The organism is Streptomyces sp. NTD91, from assembly GCF_059510455.1.
Genome location: NZ_JCAJZW010000018.1, coordinates 77,362 through 99,400, shown reverse-complemented (window position 1 = coordinate 99,400; position 22,039 = coordinate 77,362). Strand labels below are relative to the sequence as shown.

General features: G+C 72.3%; 20 protein-coding genes and 2 pseudogenes. 8 read left to right on the top strand and 14 right to left on the bottom strand.

Features of this window, described 5'->3' with window-relative positions; translation table 11 throughout:
- Positions 1-282 precede the first annotated feature (282 nt).
- The 4 genes from AC5WRT_RS20095 to AC5WRT_RS20080 form a co-directional block, all read right to left on the bottom strand.
- Complete coding sequence (locus AC5WRT_RS20095) at positions 283-798, bottom strand: GAF domain-containing protein (RefSeq protein WP_496094052.1); 516 nt, start codon at positions 796-798, stop codon at positions 283-285.
- A 439-nt stretch (positions 799-1,237) separates the two neighbouring features.
- Positions 1,238-1,594: a pyridoxal-phosphate dependent enzyme gene (locus AC5WRT_RS20090; protein ID WP_496094051.1), complete on the bottom strand. Its 357-nt coding sequence runs from the start codon at positions 1,592-1,594 to the stop codon at positions 1,238-1,240.
- Positions 1,595-2,015: 421 nt separating this feature from the next.
- Complete coding sequence (locus AC5WRT_RS20085) at positions 2,016-2,939, bottom strand: LysR family transcriptional regulator (protein WP_496094050.1); 924 nt, start codon at positions 2,937-2,939, stop codon at positions 2,016-2,018.
- Positions 2,940-3,213: 274 nt separating this feature from the next.
- A complete protein-coding gene (locus AC5WRT_RS20080; RefSeq protein WP_496094049.1) occupies positions 3,214-4,149 on the bottom strand; it encodes a helix-turn-helix domain-containing protein in 936 nt (311 codons plus the stop codon).
- 213 nt (positions 4,150-4,362) lie between these two features.
- Between AC5WRT_RS20080 and AC5WRT_RS20075 the strand changes: the two genes are divergently transcribed.
- The gene (locus AC5WRT_RS20075) at positions 4,363-5,337 is read left to right on the top strand and encodes an aldo/keto reductase (RefSeq protein ID WP_496094048.1); all 975 of its coding nucleotides are present in this window, start codon (positions 4,363-4,365) and stop codon (positions 5,335-5,337) included.
- A gap of 553 nt (positions 5,338-5,890) precedes the next feature.
- Complete coding sequence (locus tag AC5WRT_RS20070) at positions 5,891-6,061, top strand: hydrophobic protein (RefSeq protein WP_496094047.1); 171 nt, start codon at positions 5,891-5,893, stop codon at positions 6,059-6,061.
- Positions 6,062-6,632: 571 nt separating this feature from the next.
- Here AC5WRT_RS20070 and AC5WRT_RS20065 read toward each other — a convergent pair.
- From AC5WRT_RS20065 to AC5WRT_RS20045, 5 genes are all read right to left on the bottom strand, one after another.
- Positions 6,633-7,643: a YihY/virulence factor BrkB family protein gene (locus AC5WRT_RS20065; protein WP_496094046.1), complete on the bottom strand. Its 1,011-nt coding sequence runs from the start codon at positions 7,641-7,643 to the stop codon at positions 6,633-6,635.
- Between the two features lie 70 nt (positions 7,644-7,713).
- A complete protein-coding gene (locus AC5WRT_RS20060; RefSeq protein ID WP_496100466.1) occupies positions 7,714-8,100 on the bottom strand; it encodes a hypothetical protein in 387 nt (128 codons plus the stop codon).
- Positions 8,101-8,601: 501 nt separating this feature from the next.
- Positions 8,602-9,501, bottom strand: a complete 900-nt coding sequence (locus AC5WRT_RS20055; RefSeq protein ID WP_496100468.1) for an ornithine cyclodeaminase family protein — start codon at positions 9,499-9,501, stop codon at positions 8,602-8,604.
- A 299-nt stretch (positions 9,502-9,800) separates the two neighbouring features.
- Positions 9,801-10,451, bottom strand: coding sequence for a carbonic anhydrase (locus AC5WRT_RS20050; RefSeq protein WP_496094043.1), 651 nt, complete (start codon positions 10,449-10,451; stop codon positions 9,801-9,803).
- Between the two features lie 275 nt (positions 10,452-10,726).
- Positions 10,727-11,203 carry an ATP-binding protein gene (locus AC5WRT_RS20045; RefSeq protein WP_496094094.1) on the bottom strand — a complete coding sequence of 159 codons (477 nt, stop codon included), beginning with the start codon at positions 11,201-11,203 and terminating at the stop codon, positions 10,727-10,729.
- Positions 11,204-12,197: 994 nt separating this feature from the next.
- Here AC5WRT_RS20045 and AC5WRT_RS20040 point away from each other — a divergent pair.
- The 3 genes from AC5WRT_RS20040 to AC5WRT_RS20030 all read left to right on the top strand — a co-directional run bounded on the left by AC5WRT_RS20040 (position 12,198) and on the right by AC5WRT_RS20030 (position 13,793).
- Positions 12,198-12,461, top strand: coding sequence for a CsbD family protein (locus AC5WRT_RS20040; protein ID WP_496100465.1), 264 nt, complete (start codon positions 12,198-12,200; stop codon positions 12,459-12,461).
- Positions 12,462-12,626: 165 nt separating this feature from the next.
- Complete coding sequence (locus AC5WRT_RS20035) at positions 12,627-13,526, top strand: YihY/virulence factor BrkB family protein (RefSeq protein WP_496094041.1); 900 nt, start codon at positions 12,627-12,629, stop codon at positions 13,524-13,526.
- 69 nt (positions 13,527-13,595) lie between these two features.
- Positions 13,596-13,793, top strand: coding sequence for a hypothetical protein (locus AC5WRT_RS20030; protein ID WP_496094040.1), 198 nt, complete (start codon positions 13,596-13,598; stop codon positions 13,791-13,793).
- Between the two features lie 82 nt (positions 13,794-13,875).
- Here AC5WRT_RS20030 and AC5WRT_RS20025 read toward each other — a convergent pair whose 3' ends face one another.
- Complete coding sequence (locus AC5WRT_RS20025) at positions 13,876-14,439, bottom strand: Dps family protein (protein WP_496094039.1); 564 nt, start codon at positions 14,437-14,439, stop codon at positions 13,876-13,878.
- Positions 14,440-14,609: 170 nt separating this feature from the next.
- Between AC5WRT_RS20025 and AC5WRT_RS20020 the strand changes: the two are divergent.
- The 3 genes and pseudogenes from AC5WRT_RS20020 to AC5WRT_RS20010 all read left to right on the top strand — a co-directional run.
- A pseudogene (locus AC5WRT_RS20020) lies at positions 14,610-14,921 on the top strand (FMN-binding glutamate synthase family protein); the annotation flags it as partial.
- A pseudogene (locus AC5WRT_RS20015) lies at positions 14,900-16,069 on the top strand (MMPL family transporter); the annotation flags it as partial. The pseudogenes AC5WRT_RS20020 and AC5WRT_RS20015, both read left to right, overlap by 22 nt.
- Positions 16,070-16,573: 504 nt before the next feature.
- Entirely contained in the window at positions 16,574-17,083 is a 510-nt protein-coding gene (locus AC5WRT_RS20010; protein WP_496094038.1) for a TspO/MBR family protein, read from the top strand.
- Positions 17,084-17,433: 350 nt separating this feature from the next.
- Here the strand turns inward: AC5WRT_RS20010 and AC5WRT_RS20005 are convergent, their stop codons facing one another.
- Genes AC5WRT_RS20005 through AC5WRT_RS19990 form a run of 4 tightly spaced genes read right to left on the bottom strand, consistent with a single transcriptional unit; the run spans position 17,434 to position 21,771 of the window.
- Positions 17,434-18,432, bottom strand: a complete 999-nt coding sequence (locus tag AC5WRT_RS20005) for a Rieske (2Fe-2S) protein (protein WP_496094037.1) — start codon at positions 18,430-18,432, stop codon at positions 17,434-17,436.
- On the bottom strand, positions 18,429-19,454 hold the full coding sequence (locus tag AC5WRT_RS20000; RefSeq protein ID WP_496094036.1) for a phytoene/squalene synthase family protein: 1,026 nt from the start codon (positions 19,452-19,454) through the stop codon (positions 18,429-18,431). The genes AC5WRT_RS20005 and AC5WRT_RS20000 overlap by 4 nt, the downstream gene beginning before the upstream one ends.
- Positions 19,451-21,214 (bottom strand): phytoene desaturase family protein, encoded by a 1,764-nt coding sequence (gene crtI, locus AC5WRT_RS19995; RefSeq protein WP_496100464.1) that lies wholly within the window; start codon positions 21,212-21,214, stop codon positions 19,451-19,453. Before crtI ends, AC5WRT_RS20000 begins: the two co-directional genes overlap by 4 nt.
- Entirely contained in the window at positions 21,211-21,771 is a 561-nt protein-coding gene (locus tag AC5WRT_RS19990) for a hypothetical protein (protein WP_496094034.1), read from the bottom strand. The genes crtI and AC5WRT_RS19990 overlap by 4 nt, the downstream gene beginning before the upstream one ends.
- Positions 21,772-22,039: the final 268 nt, after the last annotated feature.

Here is a 22,039-nt window from a genome sequence, read left to right as displayed (position 1 = left end):
CCTCTCGCCCCGATCGGCGAGGCACCCGACCGTCCCCGTAGGCGCCGTGGGACCCGGACATGACGGTCCGTCGGGTCCGTCCGGTGCCGATGTCCGGGCGGGACCGGAGTCGTGGGAAGTTCCTCGGGCCGTCACGGAATGTGCTCATGGTCGTGGCCCGGTTGAGCAGGTCGGCCAGACGCCGCAGGGTGTACATCATGCTCGTCCCCCCGGAGCCCGGCACGCCCTGCACTCCCCAGCCGGGTGTGCACACACTCGTGTCGATGTCGGCTTCCGGGGGGATCAGCATCGGCGTCGGGTCTGGGGCCACCGCGACGCCGTCCTTGACGAGCCCGGCGAGAACCCGGGCGAGTTCTCCTCGAGGTCGTCACGCTCGGCGACCGAGAAGGCGCCGCAGTCCTCCACGCGCAGCACGGTCAGGGCGCCGAAGCGCTGGTCCCCGCTGGTCACTGGCGCCGACAGCGCCGCGTACGGATAGGGCTGGACGTGTTCCTGGTCCGGGTCCGAGGGATTCGGATCGATGAGAACGGTCGTGGTGCCCGACTCGACGGCGCGTGCCGTGGCACGGGGAGCCTCCAGCCTCATCCGTCCGGCGAAGGTGAACAGCGACGGCGGACTTCCGCCGGCCAGGGCCAGCCGGAGTTCGCCGAGCCGCTCGTCGAGCAGATGGACCGCCGCCGTGACGGCGTTCAGCCGGTGCATGGCCGCCCGGACGGCGCTGTGGAGCACGTCCGCGAGATCCGCACCGTTGATCACAGGGCCGCCGCTGTGATGTGTCACTGGTTCGGTGCCGGCCACGAGACGACTCCCTCCATCGCGAGAACGTGGGTGTCGGGAGGAGCACCTTCCATACATAGCCTGTTCGGAGGATAAGTCAGTATTTTTCGTCGCCCGGTATCGCGCCATTCCTGTATGGAAGCGGCCGGTGTCACACGCCCCGGCTGCCGGGCGTCCACCACCGCCGTGCGGCGCTGCGACAAGGGGAAGCGACTCGGTGAAGGAGCCGAGGCCGAGGATGACTCCGGCCGGCCGTCCGAGACGGCGACCACCGTGGTCTGCGGAGTCGACACCGCGTATTCGGGGGCGGGGGTGCTCCCCGAGTGCGAGCACTCCCACGCCGAGGTCGTCCGCGACGACGGCTTCGTCGACGACCTGCCGGATCGCCCTGGCGTGGGGGAGGGGAACACCGCGGTCGTCCTCGGGGACGTCGCCGAAGGTGTCGGGGCCGAGGACGAGTTCAGACGCCGGTGGGTTCCTTCTCGAGCAGCTCCCGCGCCTCCTCGGCCAAAACGGTGGCGTCGACGTCGCCGGCCCGGACGACACGCCCGCCCAGCAGACCGTCCAGCACCAGATTGCCCGAGTGCGACGTCCCCGCAGACCCCGGGAAGACGATCACGCAGCCGAGGCCCAGGCGGGCCGCCGCCGCAGCGGTCAGGCGAGCGTGGTTGCTCTGCGCAGCACCCGCGGTCACCAGGGTGCCGGCCCCGTCGGCGAGGGCGGCCCCCACGGTCCACTCGGGCTTGCGGATCTTGTTGCCCCCGCCACCGAACTCCGTCAGGTCGTCCCGTTTGATCCAGAGGTCGTCCGGCCGCATGCCGATGGCGGTGGCCAGGCGGGGGAGCGGCTCGATTCGGGGTGGGAAAGGTGCCGAGTCCGACACGTGAGGGAGGCAGGGCGGTCACCGTTGTTCCTTGGGCGCAGGTGTGTCAGGACCTGGGCCGGCGCGCCCGCCGACGGTCCGCTCCGTCCGGACGGCACCGGCCGGGACTGACTGTACGACCGCGGTTCCGCCGCCGGTTACCGGACGGGCTCCCAACCACACCTGCCGCCGGGACCGATCCACGGCCGGCTTCCTCCCTGCTGAGAGGCTCTGCCTCCTGTGACACCAGTGCTGGTGCGCCGCAGGAGGCACCACGGGTGATGGCGTCGACGGAGCCGTCGGCCATCGGTCCGTTCCCAGGTCCCGGCGGTACGAACAGGTCACCGGCCACGAACCGGCGCAGCGGGGCAGACGCCTATTGCTTGTTCGGATCGTCGTCGGGAAGCCATGCGTCAGGAGCGTGTACGCCGAGATCACCGAGGCCGTCCGTCAGGGCGTCGACGGTGTTCAGGACGACGGTCCGCGCCTCACTGCTCCGCCACACCAGGGACCACGTCCAGTAGACCTTCGGGTCCACCACGGGACGCGCGACCAGATCGGGCGGGAGCGGGGCCGTCTGGGCCTTCGGTGAGTTGAGGATCGGTCGGCGCGCTCGGCGGACGTGGTCGAAGAACGCAGGCCCGGTGATGCCGCCGTCGGAAATGCGCACGGCGCGGGCGCCGGTGTCGCGGACCAGTTGCTCGGCGTAGGCGTTCCAGGAAGGCCAGGCAGTGGCGTCGTCGTCCAGCAGCACGACGATGTCCCGGGCACGGACCTCGGCCGTGTCAGGTCCGACCGAGACCGCGTACAGGCGGTCGGCGCCGATGAGCCGGTGGTTGAGCCCTCGCTCGGCCAGGTCTTCCCGGCGCACCCAGCACACCGCAAGATCAAGGCTGCCGTCCGCGACCCGGGCGGCCTGTGTGTGCGAGGGCGCGACCCAGGCATCGACGTGCACCCGTGCCACGGGCGAGGTCCGCGCGGTGAGGTCTGCGGGCAACCAACTGACATGGCCGAGCCGGACCGGCTCGGAGCCGGCGATCCTCGCCGCGAGACGACGGAGTTCGTCGGCGTCGTCCAGGAGGGCACGGGTGTGCGGCAGGAGCGCCGCTCCGGCCGGGGTGAGGGTGACCGAGCGGCGGTCCCGGTCGAACAGGCGCACCCCGAGGTCGCGTTCCAGCGCCTTGATCTGCTGGGACAACGACGGTCCGGCGATCAGGAGTCGGGCGGCGGCGCGGCCGAAGTTCAACTCCTCGGCGACCGCGAGGAAATACCGCAACTGGCGCAGTTCCACGATGGTCATGCTACGCGCGTGACGGGCCTGACCTACCGGCGCGGGGTGCCCGCCCTGCGGGAAGCGGACGAGAAGCGGGTTGTTGCATGCCCGAGAGGCCACGTCCTGAAGGGCGCGGGGTCAACCGCCGCCTCGGACGTCGCCCGGCCGTGGCCGTGCGGGACGGCGGGCTCGCCGTCCGTTGCCGGTACCGCCGCCATCGCCCGCAATGCCGGCGATGCGCCGAGGGAGAATCGGGTCTCACGGTCCGTGTAAAGCCCGAGCCGGCGTCTGCGCTCGCCGACTACGGGGATTCGGCCGGATGCCCAGGATCACGAACGGGAGGGGCCTGACCTTCCGCCGGCCCGGCAGGACCACCGAGTACAGGTGCATCGAGGCCTTGCCTGTCGAGCAGGACCATGGCGTCGTGGTCAAAGCTCCCGGCGTCGGCGTAGTAGGCGACGAGGCGATGTCCGGGGGTGCCCTCGAGCTGCATGGACTGGTAACCGAGGGTGAGGTCTCCGACCCGGGGGTGGCGGAAGTGCTTGGTGCCGGGGCGATGCCCGCGAACGTCGTAGCGCTCCCACAGACGGGCGAACTCGGCGCTCTTCAACAGGAGCTCGCCAACGAGCTGAGCGAGGTCGGGCGCGTCCGGATCGGTGCCAGCCAGGGCCCTCAGGCGCGCGACACAGCCCCGGATGCGCGTCTCCCACTCGGGGAACAGATCGCGGGCGGCCGGGTGCAGGAAGTAGTAGCGGGCGAGGTTGCGCTGCTTGGCCGGCCAGCTCTCGATGCCGGCGTACAGGTGCAGCCCGCCGGGGTTGGCGGCGAGTATGTCCAGCGTGCGGCTGAGGACGTAGGCGGGGCCGGGCCGCAGGTTCTCCAGCAGGAGCTTCACGCCGGGACGCACCGTGCGACTGGGCGCGGCAGGTGGCTCGGGGGCGGTGCGGGCGGCCCGCGCGGCCAGCCGGCGCAGGTGTTCGTGCTCCTCCTCGTGCAGCAGCAGCGCGCGGGCCAGGGAGTCGACCACGGCGGGGCTGGGCCGTGTCTCCTTGCCGCGTTCCAGGCGCGTGTAGTAGTCGATGCTGACCCCGGCGAGGGTGGCCAGCTCCTCACGGCGCAGTCCAGGGGTGCGGCGAAGTCCGGGCCCCGCGGGAAGACCGACCTGCTCGGGGGTGACCTGGGTGCGGCGGGCTCGCAGGAATCCCGCCAGGTCGTTGCTGCGCTGGTCGGCATTCATGCAGCCAGTGTGCCAGTGCCGTGACCGCTACCAGCAGTTGTGGGGGGGCCGTATCACTCCCTGGAACGCCACTCCCCGGTACCTTCCGGCCTGCCACGGCACGCTCGGGACGGCGACAGTCGATGAACCGCGGGAAGACGGTGGATCCGGCGGCTTCCGTCCACGGGCTGCGGTCCGGCAGCCCTTCGTTCCGGCACGAAGGCAGAACACAGCATGCGCAACACCACCCTGGGCACCCACGGCCCGCAGGTCGGCGTCATCGGCCTGGGCGCCATGGGAATGAGCTTCGCCTACGACATGACCGCTCCGCGTGACGAAGCCACCTCCATCTCGGTCGTCCACCAGGCCCTCGACCTGGGCATGACCCTGATCGACACCGCGGACGTGTACGGCCCCTACACCAATGAGGAGCTCGTCGGCAGGGCGCTGGCCGACCGCCGCGAGCGTGCGGTGATCGCCACCAAGGTCGGTATGGAATGCATCGACCCCACCGGCGGCCCCGGTGGCGCCCCACTGGTGAAGCCCAACGGCCGGCCCGAGCACGTCCGCGCCGCTGTCGACGCCAGCCTGCGCCGTCTGGGCACCGACCACATCGACCTCTACCAGCTCCACCGAGTCGACCCGGAGGTACCCCTGGAGGAGACCTGGGGTGCCCTGGCCGAGGCCGTCACCGCCGGCAAGGCCCGGTTCGTGGGCCTGTCCGAGGTGAGTGTGGAGCAGATCCAGCGCGCCCAGGGCGTCCACCCCGTCCACACCGTGCAGTCCGAGTTCTCCCTGTGGACGCGTGACGTCCAGGCCGAGGTCCTGCCCTACTGCAAGGAGCACGGGATCGGTCTGCTGCCGTACTCGCCGCTCGGCCGTGGCTTCCTCCTCGGCCGTTTCAGCTCCTTCGACGACCTGCCGGAGAACGACCAGCGGCGACGCCTGCCCCGCTTCCAGCAGGAGAACCTCCGGGCCAACCTGGACATCGCGGCCAAGGTCCGCGCAGTCGCCGACCGCGTCGGCGCCACCCCGGCGCAGGTGGCTCTGGCCTGGCTCCTCGCCCAGGGCGAGCACGTCGTGCCCATCCCGGGCACCAAGACCCCGAAGTACCTTGCCGACAACGCGGGCGGCGCGGATCTCCAGCTGTCCGAGGCCGATCTCGCGGACCTCGACGCCATCCCTGCCCCCGTCGGCGCCCGCTACTGACCCCTGCCTCGCCGGCGGCCCGCGCCATGCGGGCCGCCGGCGAGGGACACGGCGAAGTGAGCAGTCGTGTCTCTCGCAACCGGGGGTCGGTGCCCCGGCCGTGTCTCCGTGGCCGAGCACCGCTTCGGGCCCGGCCTGAGAGGTGTGCGTGTTTCCGTATGTGTACGGCTGCCGCGCGTGTCACGGTCTCGGCCGGGTACGGTGCGGCTTCGCAGTGGCCGGGCTCGGCCACGGGTCCTGTTCCGGCCGTCGATCGACACTGCCGCCGGTGTCCGGACCGGCAGTCGCTCGCTCGACTGATGCGTCCTCGGACGTGCAGGTGGAGGGCTCGATGATCCTGATCCTTCTCCCTCGAACTCCGGGTCCTTCGAGCGGGTCCGGGACCGTGCACATGACGGCAGACATGGTCCGCATGTGGACTGTGGTGCATGAGTTGCGGGGAGGGGGAATGGTGTGCGACGCGCGCGTGCCCTGCATCGTGGAGAAATAACTCATATTTTGTGTGCTTGTAGGGGCGAAGTGAGGGCATCCGGTGGCCAGGAGGTTGATAACGATGGTTCCCCTGCTTCTGGTTCTCCTGCTGGCTCTGATCCTCTTCGGTGCGGGCTTCGCGCTGAAGGCGCTGTGGTGGATCGCGGTGGTCGTGCTCATCGTGTGGCTGCTGGGCTTCGTCGTACGAAGCGCGGACGGTGCAGGCCGCAGGGGTCGCTGGTACCGCTGGTAGACACCGGCATTCCGCCATCAGGCACATACCGGCATGCAGCTGTGGGGCCCGGCCGGGGTACGGCCGGGCCCCATCCGTGTGTGAAACACCGTCCGGAGGGCCGGTCTCGCCGACCGGGCCGCCGACGGCGGGCGCGCACGACGCCTTCCCGGACATGGCAGGCACCCTGTGCTGCGACGGGCTGTTTGGCACGAGCGGCGCAGGCCGTGGTGGTGGGAGCAGGTGCCCCGTGAGTGACGTGAGCAGGACGGTGTGACGTCGCCGCAGTGGCTCGGTGGTGGGTCCTGACGCACACCCGATTGGTGTGGTGGGCGATGTCGCACCAGCGGGACGGTCCGGCGCCGAGGACGACGGCGACGTGCTCCTGCCCGTCGGTCGGACGGTGGATTCCGGTCCTGCTGAGAGGATCGCCGAGGGGCAAAGCCTGGGCGGGTGCGCGTACTGCGCCGTCGCCGGAAGACGGACTTACGTGCGGTCACTTGATCCGGGGGCGTCCGCATGCCTCGTGCGCCAGGGCCGAGCGGCCCTCCGCGACCGCCTTTTCGGAGGCTCGGCCCCCAGGCAGCCCCGCTCACGTCGTGTCGGGCGGCTCCTCGTTCAGGGGCCGGGGTGGCTCCTCGAAGCGCACCCTGACCTTCTGGAACCCCTTGAAGGCCTCGGTGGCGGCGTACAACCGGTAGGCGCGGCGGTCGGCGGGGCTCAGGCGCACCCGGTCGGTGAACGGCGTCAGCAGGCTACGTGGCCACAGGCGCATGACCCGTACGGCCCCCACCTCGGCCGTCGTCACGAAGATCAGGGCGCCGACGTACAGCCAGGCGATCAGGCCCAGGACGATGCCGAACATGCCATAGGTGGCGGTGGCACCGTGCAGAACATGGCTGACGTAGTAGGTACCACCCCACTGCAGTGCCTGCCATGCGCAGGCGCCGCCCAACGCCACGCCGACCAGTCGGCGCAGCGGCAGCGTCCGGTGCGTCAGCAGTCGGTAACTCGCAAGCAGCAACAGGGCGTTCAGGCACACTGAGCCGGCGGTGGCGGCGAGCCGGGTTCCCCCTCGCAGCCGCGTACCGAACAGGAAGGTCTGTGAGGCCGCCACCGACAACAGGGTGAACGCGCACAGTCCGAGGGCGATGATCAGGAGAAACAGCAGGCCCTTCAGCCGCGAGTGGAACGGGTCCGGGCGTGCGTGCCGGGGGACCGCCCAGATCTTGTTGAGGGCGTACTGCGCTGCCTGTGCGACGCCCAGTGAGCCGTAAAGGCTGCCGGCGATGCCTACCGCCAGTGCCGCCCCGCTGCTGTGGAAGGAGTGGATGTTGTGCCCGAGCTGGTCGCCGATGACCGGGAACTTGCTCAGAGCCGAGTCCATGACCCGCTGGCGCAGAGCGGGATCGTTGCTGAGGAAGGTACTCAGCACGGCGACCAGGATCAGCAGCAGGGGGAACAGGGAGAGGAAGCCGTAATAGGTGAGGAGGGCCGCGAGGTACAAGGCCTGGTCGTCGTAGAACTTGTACAGGACCGCGAGCGGCAGGCCGACCCAGCGGTGGCGTCTCTGGAAGCCGTCGGCGCGCTCCAGGAGACTCATGGCTCTCGCCTGCGCCACACCGAGGCAGAGCGTTGGAGTGGCTTCGCGCAACGCAGGCAGGGATATGTCGTCATCGTGCTGTCCGCCATCCGCTGTTTTCCTTGTGCCAGGCGAGGGCACGCCTGATCTCCGGTTCGTGCAGTCCGGTCCGGCATCCCAGCTCCGCGAGGGTGAGCGCGGGCGGGCTGCCCATCAGGGAACGCGTGATGTTCGCCGCCCAGAGTTCCTCCTGCACGAAGGGCTTGCACCGGTGGACCTCCTGCATCACCCCGAAGTGCTCCGGCCCGCATGCCGTGATGAGCCGCAGGCCGTCGAACCAGTCGTTTCGCAGGCCGACGGACGAGGAATCGGGCACGTATCCGCGCACCGCCTCGTCTTCCGGGAAGGTCCCCGCGCAGAGGTCGCACACCTCCAGACGGACCGTGTCTTCGCCTTGGCGCTTCCTGCGTCTTCTCATCGAGTCTCACCACCTCGTGCGTCGGGGAGGGTGCTCCTGCTCCGTCGTCTCGGTCGCGGCCCGGAGGGCGGGCCCGCTGCGAGTGGAAGAAGTACGCGCCGGGCGAACGCCCGCCCTTCTCGTCCCGCCGGGAAAGACCGGCCCGGACGAACGGTGCTGCGGGGCTCCGCCATGCGGCATGGGAACCAACTCCTCGGGTCCGGAGTCTCCTTGTACCCCGTCCCGAAACAGTCGAGCGGGTTCTTCACCCGGCCGGCCGGGGCGTGATCATTCTTCGGCATGGGTCACGTTCGTCGGCTCGTGCCGCCCATGGACGAGACACACTCCGCGCTGCGGGGCGACGGGCTGGTGGCCGAGACAGGACATGCCCGTAGCCGACCCAGCGCATGCCGGCAGCGCCCGGCCTCCGGTCCTGACCGTGCAGGGGGAGTGATCAGGTCAGGGACGTCGTTCGCCTGGGTGCCACGTCGATTCTGCGGAGCCTGCACCGTGACTGCGTTGTCATGGGTGCACCTCCTCCCACAGAGCGGCGGCGACAGCAACCTCGGTGCCGGCGAGACCGACGGAACAGAAGACGGTGATTTCCTCGGGCCTGGTCCGGCCTGCCGCCGTTCCGGTCAGGACGGCGCCCAGGTCGATCATCCGCTCGATGGGGAGGATGTGGGGCTCGGCGTAGGCGGCCGCCTGGGCGAGGGAGTCGGTGATGATCACGTCGGCCCGGTCTGCCAGGGCCGTCGGCACTTCATGGCGCGAAACCGTCTTCGGACCCAGTGTCGTCACATGCGCTCCCGGCGCGATCCACTCGGGATCCAGCACGGGTACCGCGCTGTTCGTGGCGACGACCACGACATCGTGATCGCGCACGGCCTCCTCCACCGCACGGACCGCCCGTACCCGGATCCCCAACTCGTCAGCAGCGCGCCGGGCGAACGCCTGCGCGCGTTCCGGTCTGCGGGCCGCCACCGTGGCCTCCACCACCTTCCGCACGGCACGGATCGCCCACAGCTGAGTCCACGCGTGCGTTCCCGCGCCCACCAGCCCGAGCCGTACGGGGCCGGGCCTTGCCGCGGCGTCCACCGCTACGGCACCGATCGCGCCGGTGCGCCGAGCACCCAGCTCATCGCCGTGCACCACGGCCCGGAGCCGCCCGTCGTCGGAGCCCCACACAGCCACCAGTTGTTCCGCCCCGACGAGGGTGTCGTAGGCCCGGAAGCCGAACAGTTTCTCCGTGCGCAGATGTCCCGCTGTGAACACGAGGTGACCAGCGCCGAGGTCGGCATGGACCCGCGGCGGCGCATGAAGCAGGCCCTCATGCGCCGCCGACAGGGCGTCCCGCACGGCACGGACGGCAGTCGGAGCATCAAGGTGAGTCCGTACATCGTCGTCGTTCAGCAGCAACACGGACACCGGCGTACCTCTCGCGCAAGGAACAGGAGCAAGAGATCACTCTGCCGAATCAGCACGGCACAGTCATCCGTCCTGAGCCTGAGACGGCAGTTCCATCCCGCCGGCCTGCGCCGGGGCAGGTCCCGGCCGTCGATGTCGCGCCGGCCTGCCGCTGCCGAACGCTTCGCCCACCGCGCTGCCCCGGTCGCCGGGCGCCCCGTCCGAACGGTCCCCGGTGAGCGCGTGAGCGCGCCGGCGCAGTCCAGCGCGACGCCCGTCGGCGCCCTGCACCCGCAAGCGGGCCGTGCGGGCGGTCAGGCGACGGTGGCCTGCTCGTCGGCCGGGAGGTCGAGGCCGTGGGTGGCTACCAGTTGGGCGCGGCCGTCGGCCAGACGGTAGGACAGGCCCACGACGGCCGTCCGTCCGGCGGCGACCTGATCGGCCAGCACCCGGGAGCGGTCGGTGAGCAGGGTCACGGTCGCGCGCACGTGCTCGGCAATGAAGTCCGCGTCGTTGCTGGCGCCGGCGGCACGGGCGGCCAGCACACTGGGGGTGACCCGCTCGACGACGTCGCGGACGAATCCGTCGGCGGTGGCTCCCCCGTCCACTGCCGCCCGGGTGGCGGCGACCGCGCCGCATGCGTCGTGGCCGAGGACCACCACCAGCGGACACCCCAGCACGCTCACGCCGTACTCGATGCTGCCCAGCACCTCCGGGCCCATCACGTGGCCGGCGGTGCGCACCACGAAGAGGTCTCCCAGCCCGCGGTCGAAGATGATCTCGGCGGCCAGGCGGGAGTCCGAGCAGCCGAACAGAACGGCGAAGGGCTGCTGGCCGGGGGCGATCTCGGCGCGGCGGGCGGCGTCCTGGTTCGGGTGCTCGGGCGTGCCGACGGCGAACCGGTCGTTGCCGGCCAGCAGCATCTCGAAGGCTTGACGTGGTGTGGGAGTGGTGGTGTCAGTCATGGCGGCAGGTTAAGGCCATGACCAGGTCCACCGCTCGGCGGGGGCCGCCAGGAAGGCCGGGCGGCCCCGGCCGGTGGGCGTGGAACGTGCGGGGCCGGGTACACCGGCCGATGCGACCGGGAGCCTCGGATCACCGGGGAAGCGGCGCGTGGGGTTGATGACGGACGGCTGTACGGCCCGGGGCCGCTGGGCAACGGCACACCCGTCCGCAACGACACGACGCCGCCGACTTCGCGAGGGGTGGGTCACGGCCGGCGGTCGGCCGCGTCGCTCGGTCACATCGGCTGGTGACCGACCGCGTCTCCACCGGGATCGTCGGCCAGCACCACCGCGGCCGTGATGCGCTTGCCCACCGGCTCCCGCTGAACGGTGAAGCTCTGGCAGACCGCCATCACAATCTCGAGTCCGTGCTGTCCGACGCGGCTCGGATCGGGCGCCAGGACGGCCGGTAGAGCCGTCTCGCTGTCCCACACGCCCACCAGGACAGCCCCGTTCTCGATCTCCAGCGTCAACAGGCACGGGCCAGGCGCGTACTTCCGGGCATTGGTCACCAGTTCGCTCACCACCAGCTGAACCATGCCCATCGCACGGCTGGACACCGGCAGACCATGCACCGCCTGCACATCCGTCAGGAAGGTACGGGCCAGGTCACGAGCCTTGGCGATCTCCTCACCGCCCTCGAAGGCGGCGGACACCGATATCGGACGCCCTACGAGCGGCTGCTGGCTCTCATCATGCCCAGCCGGGTCCACGCAGATCGCCTCACGTTCCGAAGCGCCGGTCTTCGTCCCGCCCGGATACCCGCAAAACGCGGCTACAGGCATGACGAATCCGAGTATTGCGATCACGACCCTTCACTTCGCCCCACTCCGCCACCAGGCCCTGAAGTCGACGCGGACTCCCCCTTGACTCCGTCATTGTGACGCAAGGCCGTGTCGAGCGTGCGCTCAGGGGCAGGTCGACGTCCACTGGGGTTTCCTGCCGCTGTCCCGTACGTTCACCCGGACGGCGCCTGCCGGCCACCGGCGAGCCGGCTGTGTCTGGCCACGTCACGGACGTCCGAGCGTGAACGGTGCCCGGCGGCGAGAACGGGTGGGTCACCGAGACCGAGTCGGCCCGGGCCTCGGCCGACCGGGCGCTGCCCATCGTTTGGATGCACGGCCCTGCGGCGGCCCTGACCGCTCTGGTACCGGTGGGGACGGCGGGGCCCGGGCCATGGTGAGGGCTGCCTGGGACGGTGAGTCGCTGCGCGGCTGCGGCAGGAGCCGCGGCACCCGGTGGTGGCGGACGTCGGCCGCGGCGTCGGTGGCGGCGGGTGTGCTGCAGTGGCTGCGCCCGGACGCCGGTGCGCCGGCCATGGCGCTGGTCCTGGGTGCGGCAGGGCACCGACGGCACGCTGGAAGTGAGGGCCGCCGCGTCCGTGCGCGTCCGTGCCGTAGGGGCGTTGCCGGAGGGAACCAACGGCGCCGACGGCCGCCCTCCGGCAGCGACCACTGCGGCTGACGCCGCCGCGTGCCGGGGCGGCATGGGGCGCTGGTGGTCCGCCGGCGGCACGTCACACCGGTGGCTTCACCATTCGTGCGACGCCACCGTCCAGGGCGGGGCTCCGGCCGACGTCGATGCACGCCTTGCCCAGCCCGGGCTGGTGGCGGTGCCAGGCGAAGGCCGGTGAGTCGGCGTTCCGCACGGGCCGGGCAGGTCGCGCGAGGTGGTGTCGTCGACGGCCGTCGTGCGGGCGGTCCGGCCATGACGGGGACATCACCCGGGGCGGCGCGGGTAGAGGAGCTGGGACACGACGAGCGTGAGCGTGGAGAGGACGGCTCGGTGAGCGGTGCGGACAAGGCCGGCAACGCCGGCGACAGGATCAAGGGCAAGGCGAAGGAAGCGGTCGGCAAGGCGGTCGGCGACGAGCGGCTGCAGGCGAAGGGCAAGGCCGACCAGGTCGAGGGCGACGTCAGGCAGGCGGGGGAGAAGGCCAAGGACGCGGCGAAGGACATCCTCGCGGACTGAGCGGCGTGCCGACGAAGGCGGGTCGTGGCTGATCGGGCCGTGGCCCGCCTCCGTAGGCATGATCGCGCGGCTCCCCGGCTTCGAGTCGCCCGGGGGGACTCACCGCAGGGGGACGGACAGTCGGGCGCGAGTCGGTGACGGGTGCGTGGGGAGGGCGTTGCGGTGATGCGGCATGCTGACGGCCGGCGGTACAGGTGGTGGGTGGCGCTGCGCCGGACACCGGTTTCCATCTGGAACGACGACGTCATGGACTGGGCGGCCGCCCTGACGTACTACGCGGTCCTGGCTCTGTTCCCCGTACTCCTGGTCATCCTCTCGGTCCTCGGGTTGATCATGCCCACGACGACACCTGAGGTGATCGACCGGATGACGGGTGCCGTGCCGGTCACCTCCCGCGGGCTGCTGCGCAGCGCTCTCCGGGACATGGCCGGTCAGTCGTCCGCGGCGTGGATGCTGGTGTTCTTCGGTGTCGTCGGGGCCCTGTGGTCGGGCTGCAGCTACCTGAGCGTCTTTCGCAGGGCTCTGCACGCGATCCACCATGTCAGCGCGCACCGGCCGGTGTGGCGCACCGCACCACGCATCATCATCACGGCGATGGTGCTGATCACCCTGTTGGTCACCACCACCCTCGCGCTGCTGGTGAGTGGCAGCCTGGCCAGACGTGTGGGCCGGGCGCTGAACCTGGGCACCGTGCCCCAGACCGCGTGGGACACAGTGCGCTGGCCTGTCCTGGCCGCAGTCGCGGGCGCCCTGGTGCTGGTGCTCTACCGCTCGGGCCCGGCCTGCTCGCGACCGGTGCGGAAGATGGCACCGGGCGGCGGCCTGGCGATCGTGCTCCTCCTGACCGTCTCGCTGGGCTTCACCGGCTACGCCTCGCATGTGGGCACCTACTACCGCCTGTACGGCTCGCTGGCAGGCGTGGTGGTCTTCCTCATCTGGCTATGGCTTTCCAACCTCGCGCTCCTGATCGGGGCTCAGTTCAACGTCGAGCTGGCGAAACCTGCCACGCACCGACCGGCAGCGATCACCGGCTCCGCGTCCGCGACCACACAGCCTCCCGGCTGATGATCCAGGTCCTGACCGTCCCCGGTGCCCGTACCGGGGAGCGGTCCGGACTCGTCCGACAGTTGTCCGGTGGCTCGCAGTCACACGAGACCCGGCAAGGCGCCGCCGGTCAACGCGGTCATCGAAGGCCCGGTACTCGACGAGCTGCGCCCGATGTCCTCCTTCGCGGAGGAGAGCCTGTCTCCGTTCCGGCACCTGGCCGGCGAGGACGGGGAACGCGGCGACACGCGACGGATCGGACCTGCGCCCAGGTGGCCGGCGCCGTAGGTGCGATCCTGCGTGCCGACGACGGTCGGCGGCCGTGCCCGACCGTGGTCGCAGGCACGGCCGCCGTGGGTGCAGGGGATGTTCAGCCCAGCTCGGCGCCCTTGGCCGCGGCCTCCTCCTCGGTCCGGGCCTGTCCGGTGGCGAGCGTGCCGCCCGCGCTTTCCAGGTGGGCCCGCACGAACCACTGGAACTGCTCCAGGTCGCGCAGCTGCTCGATGAGAAGGTCCTCGGTGGCGGTGTCGATGCCGCCCGCCTCCTTGATCGCGGCGCGCACGCCTTCGATCACGCCCGTGTAGACGAGGTCGAGGGCACCGAGATGGGCGATGGCGTCGGCCCGGCCGATGGAATAGTCGTCCCAGGTGCGTTCGGCCACGAGCGCTCCCGGCGTTCCCGGCGCTACGCCGCCGAGCGTGGCGATGCGCTCCGCCACGTCGTCGGCCATGTCACGGACCCGCTCCACCTGCGGGTCGATCATCTCGTGGACGGCGATGAAGTGCGGCCCGACCACGTTCCAGTGCACGTGCTTGAGTGTCAGGTGCAGATCGTTCAGCGCGTGCAGGCGCAGCCGCAGCAGGCCGATCAGCCGGCCGGCCGCCTCGCGCTCGATGCCGGGGACGGTGTACTTCGGGGTCAGATCCTGCGTCATGGTTCACCTCGGTATGTCTGCTCGGTATGTCTGCGAGGAATCGGTTTCCGCGCGGAGTGCGCGTCCGCACCGGCTCGCCTGCCCCGGTTCGTCCGGGGCAGACCTGAGCGGATGGACACCTGTGCCGGGTCGGCGTGCATGACGGGCGGCAACCGGGCAATGCGCGAGGGGTGACACGCGTCGTAATCGTCGTCCTGACTCTGCTGGCTGCTCTCGGGGCCCTGGCCGCGGCGGTCGCCCGCTCGCCCGCTTGGTGGTTCGCGGCCCTGCCGCTCACGTTCCTGGGCGCGCTCGGCGCCAGGGACCTGCTGCAGCGCCGGCACTCGGTGCTGCACAACTATCCCGTCCTCGGCCATCTCCGCTTCCTCATGGGGCGCATCCGTCCGGAACTGCAGCAGTACTTCGTCGAGCGGAACTTCGACGGGCGTCCCTTCGACCGGGACGTGCGCAGCATCGCACTGGATCGGTGTTCGCCCTGGGACTGGCCTGTGCAGTCGTGTACGCGCTGGCCGACCACGGCCTGGTGCGCGTCGACGGGCAGGTGCAGGGCATCCTGTCGATCTTCGTCATCGGCGCCGCGACGGACTACGCGCTGCTGGTCACTGCCCGGTGCCGGGAGGAACTGGCCGCGGGCCGGGAACGTCACGACGCCGCGCGCGCCGCGCTGTGCCGCTCGGCCCCGGCCGTCCTGGCCAGTGCCGGCACCGTCGCCCTCGGTCTGCTCGCCCTGTTGCTGGGCGACCTGACCAACAACCGGGCCCCCGGGCCGGTCGGTGCCGTCGGGATCGCCTGCGCCGTGCTGAGCGCGCTCACCTTCCTGCCCGCCGTCCTCGCCCTCCTCGGCCGCCGTGCCTACTGGCCGGCCGGGCCCGAAAGCGGGGCCGGTGCCACCGGACTGTGGCAGCGCGTCGCCCGCTTGGTCGACCGGGCACCGCGCCGGGTGTGGGCGCTCGCCCTGACCGGACTGCTCGTCTGCTCGGTGGGCGCCCTCACCCTGGATTCGCGAGGCGTGCCGCTGGACGAGACGTTCGTACGGCACGTGCCGTCCGTCGCCGCCCAGCAGACACTGGCGCGGCATTTCCCGGCCGGAGCGGGTACCCCCGTGGTGATCCTCACTGACGCCGCCTCCGCTTCCGGCGTGGAGCGCGCCGTGCACGACGCTCCCGGCGACGCGGCGGTCGCCACAAGCGGCGCTGACGGACGCCCCACGGAGGAACGGCCTGTCGTGGACGGCCGTGTCAGATTCGAGGCAACCGGGAAGGCGGCACCGGACACGCAGGCCGCCCGCGACAGGGTGGCCCGGTCGCGGACCGCGCTGCATGCGCTGCCTGGCGCTGATGCGCTCGTCGGCGGCTGCACCGCGCAACGGTACGACACCCTGCGCGCGGCCGAACGCGACCGTACCGTCATCGTCCCGGTGGTGCTCGCCGTCATCCTGGTCATCCTCGCGCTGCTGCTGCGCTCTCTCGCCGTGCCCGTCCTGCTGGTGCTGACCGTCGCCCTCAACCTCACCGCGCCCCTCGGGGTGGCGGCGCTGGTCTTCCGCGACCTGTTCGGCTTCAGCGGCACCGACGCCTCCGTGCCGCGGTACGGGTTCGTCTTCCTGGTGGCCCTCGGCGTCGACTACGACGCGATCTCGCCTTGCGTTTCGCGGCCGGCGACGCGGGCGGCCTGGAGGCGGTCCATCGTCGCTGGGCCCCCTCGTCCTGTCCCTGGCACACACGGGCTGCTCCGGCCCTGGTCCGGCACGTCGCCGGGCTGCGCTGGGGCATGAAGGGGACGCGGCGTGGTCCGACGCTGCTCCTGGGCGGCCCTGGCTGGAGTCGCACCCAGCCTGCCGGCGTTCTCAGACCGACCGGACTCGCCCAGGCGGTGGACGCGCTGCGCGCGCTGTGCACCGCCGGATGAGTCGACGAACGCGTACCGCTCCTGCGGTGCGGGCCGGCCTGCCCGAGGCTGTGGCCGGACAGAGCGCCGAGACCAGCCGGGCGGTCTCGGCCGCCGGGTGTGGCGCGCTGCCGCGCATGGCCGGGTGTGACGTGCACGTGCGGGGTGGTGCGCAGTGAGCCCGCCGACCCGGCGACAGACCTGGCGGGGACGTGAGGGATGCCCGTCGACCGGGAAACCGTGGAGCATGAACCTGGTCAGCAAAGGCGGCCGCGTCGGACGACGGTCCCAGGGGTGGCGGCGTTACGGCGTCGCCGCGGCGGCGGTGACGGCCACCGCCCTCACCGGAGCCAGAGCCGTGGACCCCGGCAGCGCCTGGTACGCCGCCCTGCGCAAGCCGCCCTGGCAACCGCCGCCGTGGGCGTTCGGCGCCGTGTGGACGCCGCTGTACGCGTCGCTCGCCTGGTCGGCCGGACACGCCCTCGGCACGACGACGACACGCCGCGAGCGGACCGCGCTCGGCGCGAGCCTCGCGGTGAACCTTTCACTGAACGCCGGCTGGAGCCGGCTGTTCTTCGCGCGACGCAGCCCGGCGGCCGGGCTGGCCGGCACGCTGCTGCTGGACCTGAGCAACGTCGACCTGCTGCGCCGGACGGGACGCACCGACCCGACCGCCGCCCGGGTCATGATCCCCTATGCGGCGTGGTGCGTATTCGCCACCGCACTGAACGCCTCGATCGCCCGCCGCAACACCTGATCCTTCCCGGACTCGACGCGTCGGGCAGCGGCACGGCGGGCCGAATCGCACCGGTCCCGAGCGCGGCCTGCCGAGGCGGTCCTCGACCGGGCGGTCACCGGTCGAGGACGGCACGGCGGACGGCCCGGTCACGGAGGGGAGCCGCACCGCGCTCCGGCGGCACACCGCGAGGGCACGTACTGTCGCGTCCGTCTGCACCAGGGGAAGAACGGGTTGGTTCTCGCGGACGCGCAACGCCCTCGCGCGTCGGCCGGGTTCGGGATTCGGGACGCGGGTGCAGGCATCCTGTCGCGCCTCCAGCCGTACACGTCGGCGAGGACCTCGACCGTGGAGAAGGGGGAACGCGCCGCTCAGCCCGGAAAGCGGCCCGTGGACCGCAGCTGCCAGCGTCGCTCGGCATAGGCCAGGTCGTCCCGCCACAGCCGCCCGGCCGCTGCGCGGACCAGGGGACGCAGCAGCGGTGCGGCCCGGCGGGCGGCGGCGAAGCCCGGACGGTGCGAGGCGGCCACCACGGCCTCGATGACGGCGGTTCGGGGCCGGCCGGTCCTGTCCGCGTCGAGCGGCGTGGCATGGGTCTCGACGACGGAGCCCGCGCCCTCTCCCTCGGTGATGTGCATGACGACCGTGCGCGGTTCTGGCGCGGTGAAGACGGCACGGACCGGCACGACCAGACGTCCCGCCACCTTGAAGGACACGTCCACGGTCAGGGCGTCCGAGCCGTCGTGCGCCGAGCCGCCGGGTGCGTCCACCACCGTCAGGTCGACGAACGAGTAGGGGTGGAACCATGCCCCGTGCCACGGATCGAGCCGGTTGGCCACGATGTCCTCGGTCTCACAGACACCCACGGCGGTGTGGACGGCCGTCAGGGCGCGGGTGGGATCGGGCCGCCGCGGTACGACCGGCGCGTCCAGCGGCTCCTCGCCGCCCACCGCGTCCAGCCGCGTCCACACGAGCACCCCGTCGTCGTGCACCGGCAGCGGTGACCAGCCCGCGTACGGGCCGCCGTCCAGGGCCAGCCCGTGCCAGTGGCACACCAGCGTGCCGCAGCGCACCGGGCTGTCCCGCAGCGGTGCCCCCAGGTGCGGGCAGATCCCCGGTCCGGCGACGGGGTGCCCGTCGGGCCCTTGCCACACCACGATCTCCTGCCCCGCCACGGTCCGCGCCAGCTTGCCGTCCCCTCGGAGAGCGCGGGAGGCACCGACGACGTACCAGTTCCCGGACGGGCGGCCCTGCGCCCGCTTCAGCGCGTCGGCGATCAGCCCGGGCCGCGCCTCGGGCCAGGTGGGCCGCTGATCCTCCCAGGGCACGGCGTGGCGGCGCAGCGACAGCGGCAGGCGACGGCGGTTCACGCGACCCCCTCGGCGGAGCGGACGCCCGTCGCGGGCGGGAGCGCGGCCGGGGACAGGGCGCGGGCGGGCGACCGGTGACCGGGGGCGGTCCGCGCACGCAGCCGGGCCGCCGTCACCCGGACCAGCCCGTCGGCGGCGACCACCGCTCTGCGCCGCCGCGGCACCACCGACCGCCGGTGCAGCACGGCGTAGCCGTCGCGGGCGACGGCGTCCAGAATGCCGCCGTACAGGACGGCCGCGGTGCGGATGCAGGGCCGTGCCACTGGCTCGAGCAGTTCGACACCGGGCATCGCCGTCCGGTAGACGCTGCGGGTCAGTGCCTCGAACTCCCTGAGCGCGGCGGTGATCCGGCCCTCCGGGCGGCCCGTCGCACGGCTCCAGGCGAGCAGCTCCCGGTCCACGCCGTGACCGGCGAGCAGGTCGGCGGGCAGGTAGACGCGCCCGCGGTCCAGGTCCTCGCCGACGTCCCGCAGGAAGTTGCTCAGCTGGAAGGCGACACCGAGCGCCGAGGCGTACGGTGCGGCCTCCTCCAGCGGCACCACCGTGCCCAGCACCGGCAGCATCTCCAGCCCGATCACCGCGGCCGATCCGTGCATGTAGGCGCGCAGGTCGGCGTAGGTGGGGTAGGCCGTCACGACGAGGTCGGAGCGCATGGCGGTCATGAAGTCCCGGAAGTGGGCACGGTCGATGGCGTAACGGCGCGCGGTGTCGGCGAGAGCGTGCACCACAGGCTCGCCGCTGGCGCCCCGCCGCAGCCCCTCCTCCAGCTCCTCCTGGAGCCGGGTCAGCGCCCGCACCCGCACATCCGCTCCGGCGCCGGGGTCGAGGGAGTCGACGATGTCGTCGGCCCAGCGGGCGAAGCCGTACAGGGCGTGCACGGCGGGCCGCCGCTCGACGGGCAACAGCCGCGTGGCCAGGAAGTAGGTCCTGCCGTGCCGGGCGTTGAGGGCGCGGCAGTGCCGGTAGGCCGCGCGCAGGGCCGGGGCGGTGATCCCCGCCGCGTCCAACTCTCGATCGGTCATCCTGTCCTGCCTTCGGGCGCGCGGGCCGTGGGGGCGGCCGCAGGGCTCTTTGGCGCTTCGGGCCGCCGTGCGGCGGCCGGGGAGTCCGGTGCGGAGGTCGGCGGCTCCTGCGTGACGGCAAGCCCGGTGCGGGGTGCGTACGCTCGTGGCGAGGCCGCCGACTCCGGCCCGAGGACCGGGGGGTCGGACCCGCCCGGGAGGCGCCCGGGAGCCGGGACGCCGGCCCGGTGGGGGAGGGCGGCGGTCCCGGAGCGGCGCGAGCGGTTGTTCCGGCCCCCGGGTACGCCGGTGACGCGGACCGCGGCCAGCTTCCCCGACAGCAGGACGGTCGGCACACCGACGCCGGGCGTGGTGCCGCAGCCGGCCAGGACCGCGTTCTCCGTGCCGCGCACCAGGTTGCGCGGCCGGAACGGTCCCGTCTGCGCGAAGGTGTGAGCGGCCGAGAAGGGGGTTCCGGCGGCGTGCCCCCGGGCGTGCCAGTCGGCCGGGGTCACCAGGCACTCCTCCTTGATGGCGGCCTCGACACCGTCCAGCCCGCGCCGCTCCAGCTCCCGCAGCAGCGTGTCCCGGTAGCGCGGGCCGAGGTCGGACCAGGCTGCCGCGTCAGGGCCGATGTCCGTGTTGGGACAGGGGGCGAGGATGTAGTGCAGGTGGTGGCCCGGCGGCGCGAGGCCGGGATCGGTGGTGGTGGGACGGGTGACGAGCAGTGACGGATCGCTCATCAGCCGGCCGGCTCGGGTGAGTTCGTCGAACGTGGTGTGCCACGCCGCGCCGAACGAGATCGTGTGGTGGGCGAGGTGGGACCAGGTGCGGTCCGTGCCGACGTGCAGCACGACCGCGGACGGGGAGTGGCGCAGGGCGAGCGGTCTGCGTGGCCGGCGGCCGAGCAGCCGGTAGGCGACGGGCAGGTCCGGGGTGAGGACGACCGCGTCGCACGGAACGCGGCCGGTGTCGGTGACGACGGCCGTGATCCGCTCGCCCGAGCGCTCCAGGCGGGTCACCCGTTGCCCGAACCGCAGCTCGGCGCCCGCCTCGGCGGCGGCCTCCGCCATCGCTCGCGGCAGAGCGTGCATGCCGCCCCGGGGGAAGTACACGCCGGCGACGGTGTCCATGTAGGCGATGACCGCGTAGGCGGCCAGCGCCCGCGCCGGGGGCACGCCCGCGTACAGGGCCTGGAAGGAGAACACCCGGCGCAGCCGCTCGTCGTTCAGGAAACGGCCGATACGGGCGTCCAGGCGGCCGAAGCCGCCCAGCGCCGCCAGCCGGGCGAGGTCGGTGGTGAGCAGGCCGAGCGGTGAGTCGAAGTTGACGTCGATGAACCGGTGCATCTGAGCCCGGTACAGCCGCTGAAGCCAGTCGCGCAGCCGACGGTAGCCCGCCGCCTCGGCCGACCCGGCGAACCGCTCCACCTCCGCGGCCATCGCGTCCGCGCCGGTGTGGACGTCGAGGCTGCTGCCGTCCGCGAAACAGGCGCGGTACGCCGGGTGCAGGGGAAGCAGATCGACCCGCTCGTGCAGACTGTCGCCGACGGCGGCGAACGCCTCGTCGGCCAGGTCGGGCATGGTCAGTACGGTCGGCCCGGTGTCGATTTGGTAGCCGGCCAGGTCGAGGCGTCCGGCGCGCCCGCCGGGCAGCTCGTCACGCTCGACGACGGTGACCCGGCGCCCGGCACCCAGCAGGTGCAAGGCCGCCGACAGCCCGGCGAGTCCGGCGCCCACGACCACCACGTGGCCCGTGGGACCGGGCAGGGTGCGCGTCACCGGCCGGTCCCCTCACTGCCGCAGGCACGGGTCACGTGCGGATGGTGCAGGGGTCGCAGAGGTACGGCGGCATCCCCGTCCGGCCGCACCCCGGCCCTCGTGAGCAACAGACCGCGCAGCGGCCCGGCGCCCTCCGCGTCGAGCACGGCGCCGTCGAAGTGCCGCAGCCCCTGTGCGGCGAGCCGGTCGATCTTGGCCTCCACGGTGGCGCGCGCCCCCGTCGCGACCAGCACGTCCCGCACCTCGTCCAAACGCGTCACCCGTTCGGCCAGTTCCTCGGCGAACAGGGGATCCGCCGACCGAGCGCGGCGCAGGCGCTCCGCCAGCACCTCGTCGAGCATCCGGCCGACGGCGCCGGGCACGTCCGTGTCGATCCGCCGTACCTCGGCGGGACCGACCGGAAGCGGCCCGCTCGGCCCGGGGCACAGCTCCGCACTGTCGTCGTGTCCGTCCCGGTCGCCGGCCACCGGCCTGCGCGGAAGTGACGCCACGGGCACCGCCGCGATCGGCCGCGGCGGCGCCGTCGCAGGGCGGTCCTTCACCTGGGTGGGACGCATCCCGGTTCCCTCCGTCGTATCCGTCTCCGTCGTTCCCGTCACCCGTCTGCTTCGGTCTGGGCGGCGCGGACGGATGCGCCGACGCCCCACGCGATCGCCGCGACCACAGGGCAACCGCTCCTCCACCGTGCCGTCTCCGGCGCTCCGCCGCTCGCCGCGAGGGGGGTGCCCTGCATCCGTCGGGGTACACAATCCGGAAGAACGGGCCGGGGCATCGGGGGCGGCTCCGTGCTCCCTCGCTGCCGGTACGGGGTTCGTCACCGTCACA

Coding starts and splice junctions, on each gene's coding strand:
- AC5WRT_RS20090 (WP_496094051.1), bottom strand. CDS start 1,594: ATGCGGCCGGACGACCTCTGGATCAAACGGGACGACCTGACGGAGTTC.
- AC5WRT_RS20085 (WP_496094050.1), bottom strand. CDS start 2,939: ATGACCATCGTGGAACTGCGCCAGTTGCGGTATTTCCTCGCGGTCGCC.
- AC5WRT_RS20080 (WP_496094049.1), bottom strand. CDS start 4,149: ATGAATGCCGACCAGCGCAGCAACGACCTGGCGGGATTCCTGCGAGCC.
- AC5WRT_RS20075 (WP_496094048.1), top strand. CDS start 4,363: ATGCGCAACACCACCCTGGGCACCCACGGCCCGCAGGTCGGCGTCATC.
- AC5WRT_RS20070 (WP_496094047.1), top strand. CDS start 5,891: ATGGTTCCCCTGCTTCTGGTTCTCCTGCTGGCTCTGATCCTCTTCGGT.
- AC5WRT_RS20065 (WP_496094046.1), bottom strand. CDS start 7,643: ATGAGTCTCCTGGAGCGCGCCGACGGCTTCCAGAGACGCCACCGCTGG.
- AC5WRT_RS20060 (WP_496100466.1), bottom strand. CDS start 8,100: ATGAGAAGACGCAGGAAGCGCCAAGGCGAAGACACGGTCCGTCTGGAG.
- AC5WRT_RS20050 (WP_496094043.1), bottom strand. CDS start 10,451: ATGACTGACACCACCACTCCCACACCACGTCAAGCCTTCGAGATGCTG.
- AC5WRT_RS20040 (WP_496100465.1), top strand. CDS start 12,198: ATGACGGGGACATCACCCGGGGCGGCGCGGGTAGAGGAGCTGGGACAC.
- AC5WRT_RS20035 (WP_496094041.1), top strand. CDS start 12,627: ATGCGGCATGCTGACGGCCGGCGGTACAGGTGGTGGGTGGCGCTGCGC.
- AC5WRT_RS20025 (WP_496094039.1), bottom strand. CDS start 14,439: ATGACGCAGGATCTGACCCCGAAGTACACCGTCCCCGGCATCGAGCGC.
- AC5WRT_RS20010 (WP_496094038.1), top strand. CDS start 16,574: ATGAACCTGGTCAGCAAAGGCGGCCGCGTCGGACGACGGTCCCAGGGG.
- AC5WRT_RS20000 (WP_496094036.1), bottom strand. CDS start 19,454: ATGACCGATCGAGAGTTGGACGCGGCGGGGATCACCGCCCCGGCCCTG.
- AC5WRT_RS19990 (WP_496094034.1), bottom strand. CDS start 21,771: ATGCGTCCCACCCAGGTGAAGGACCGCCCTGCGACGGCGCCGCCGCGG.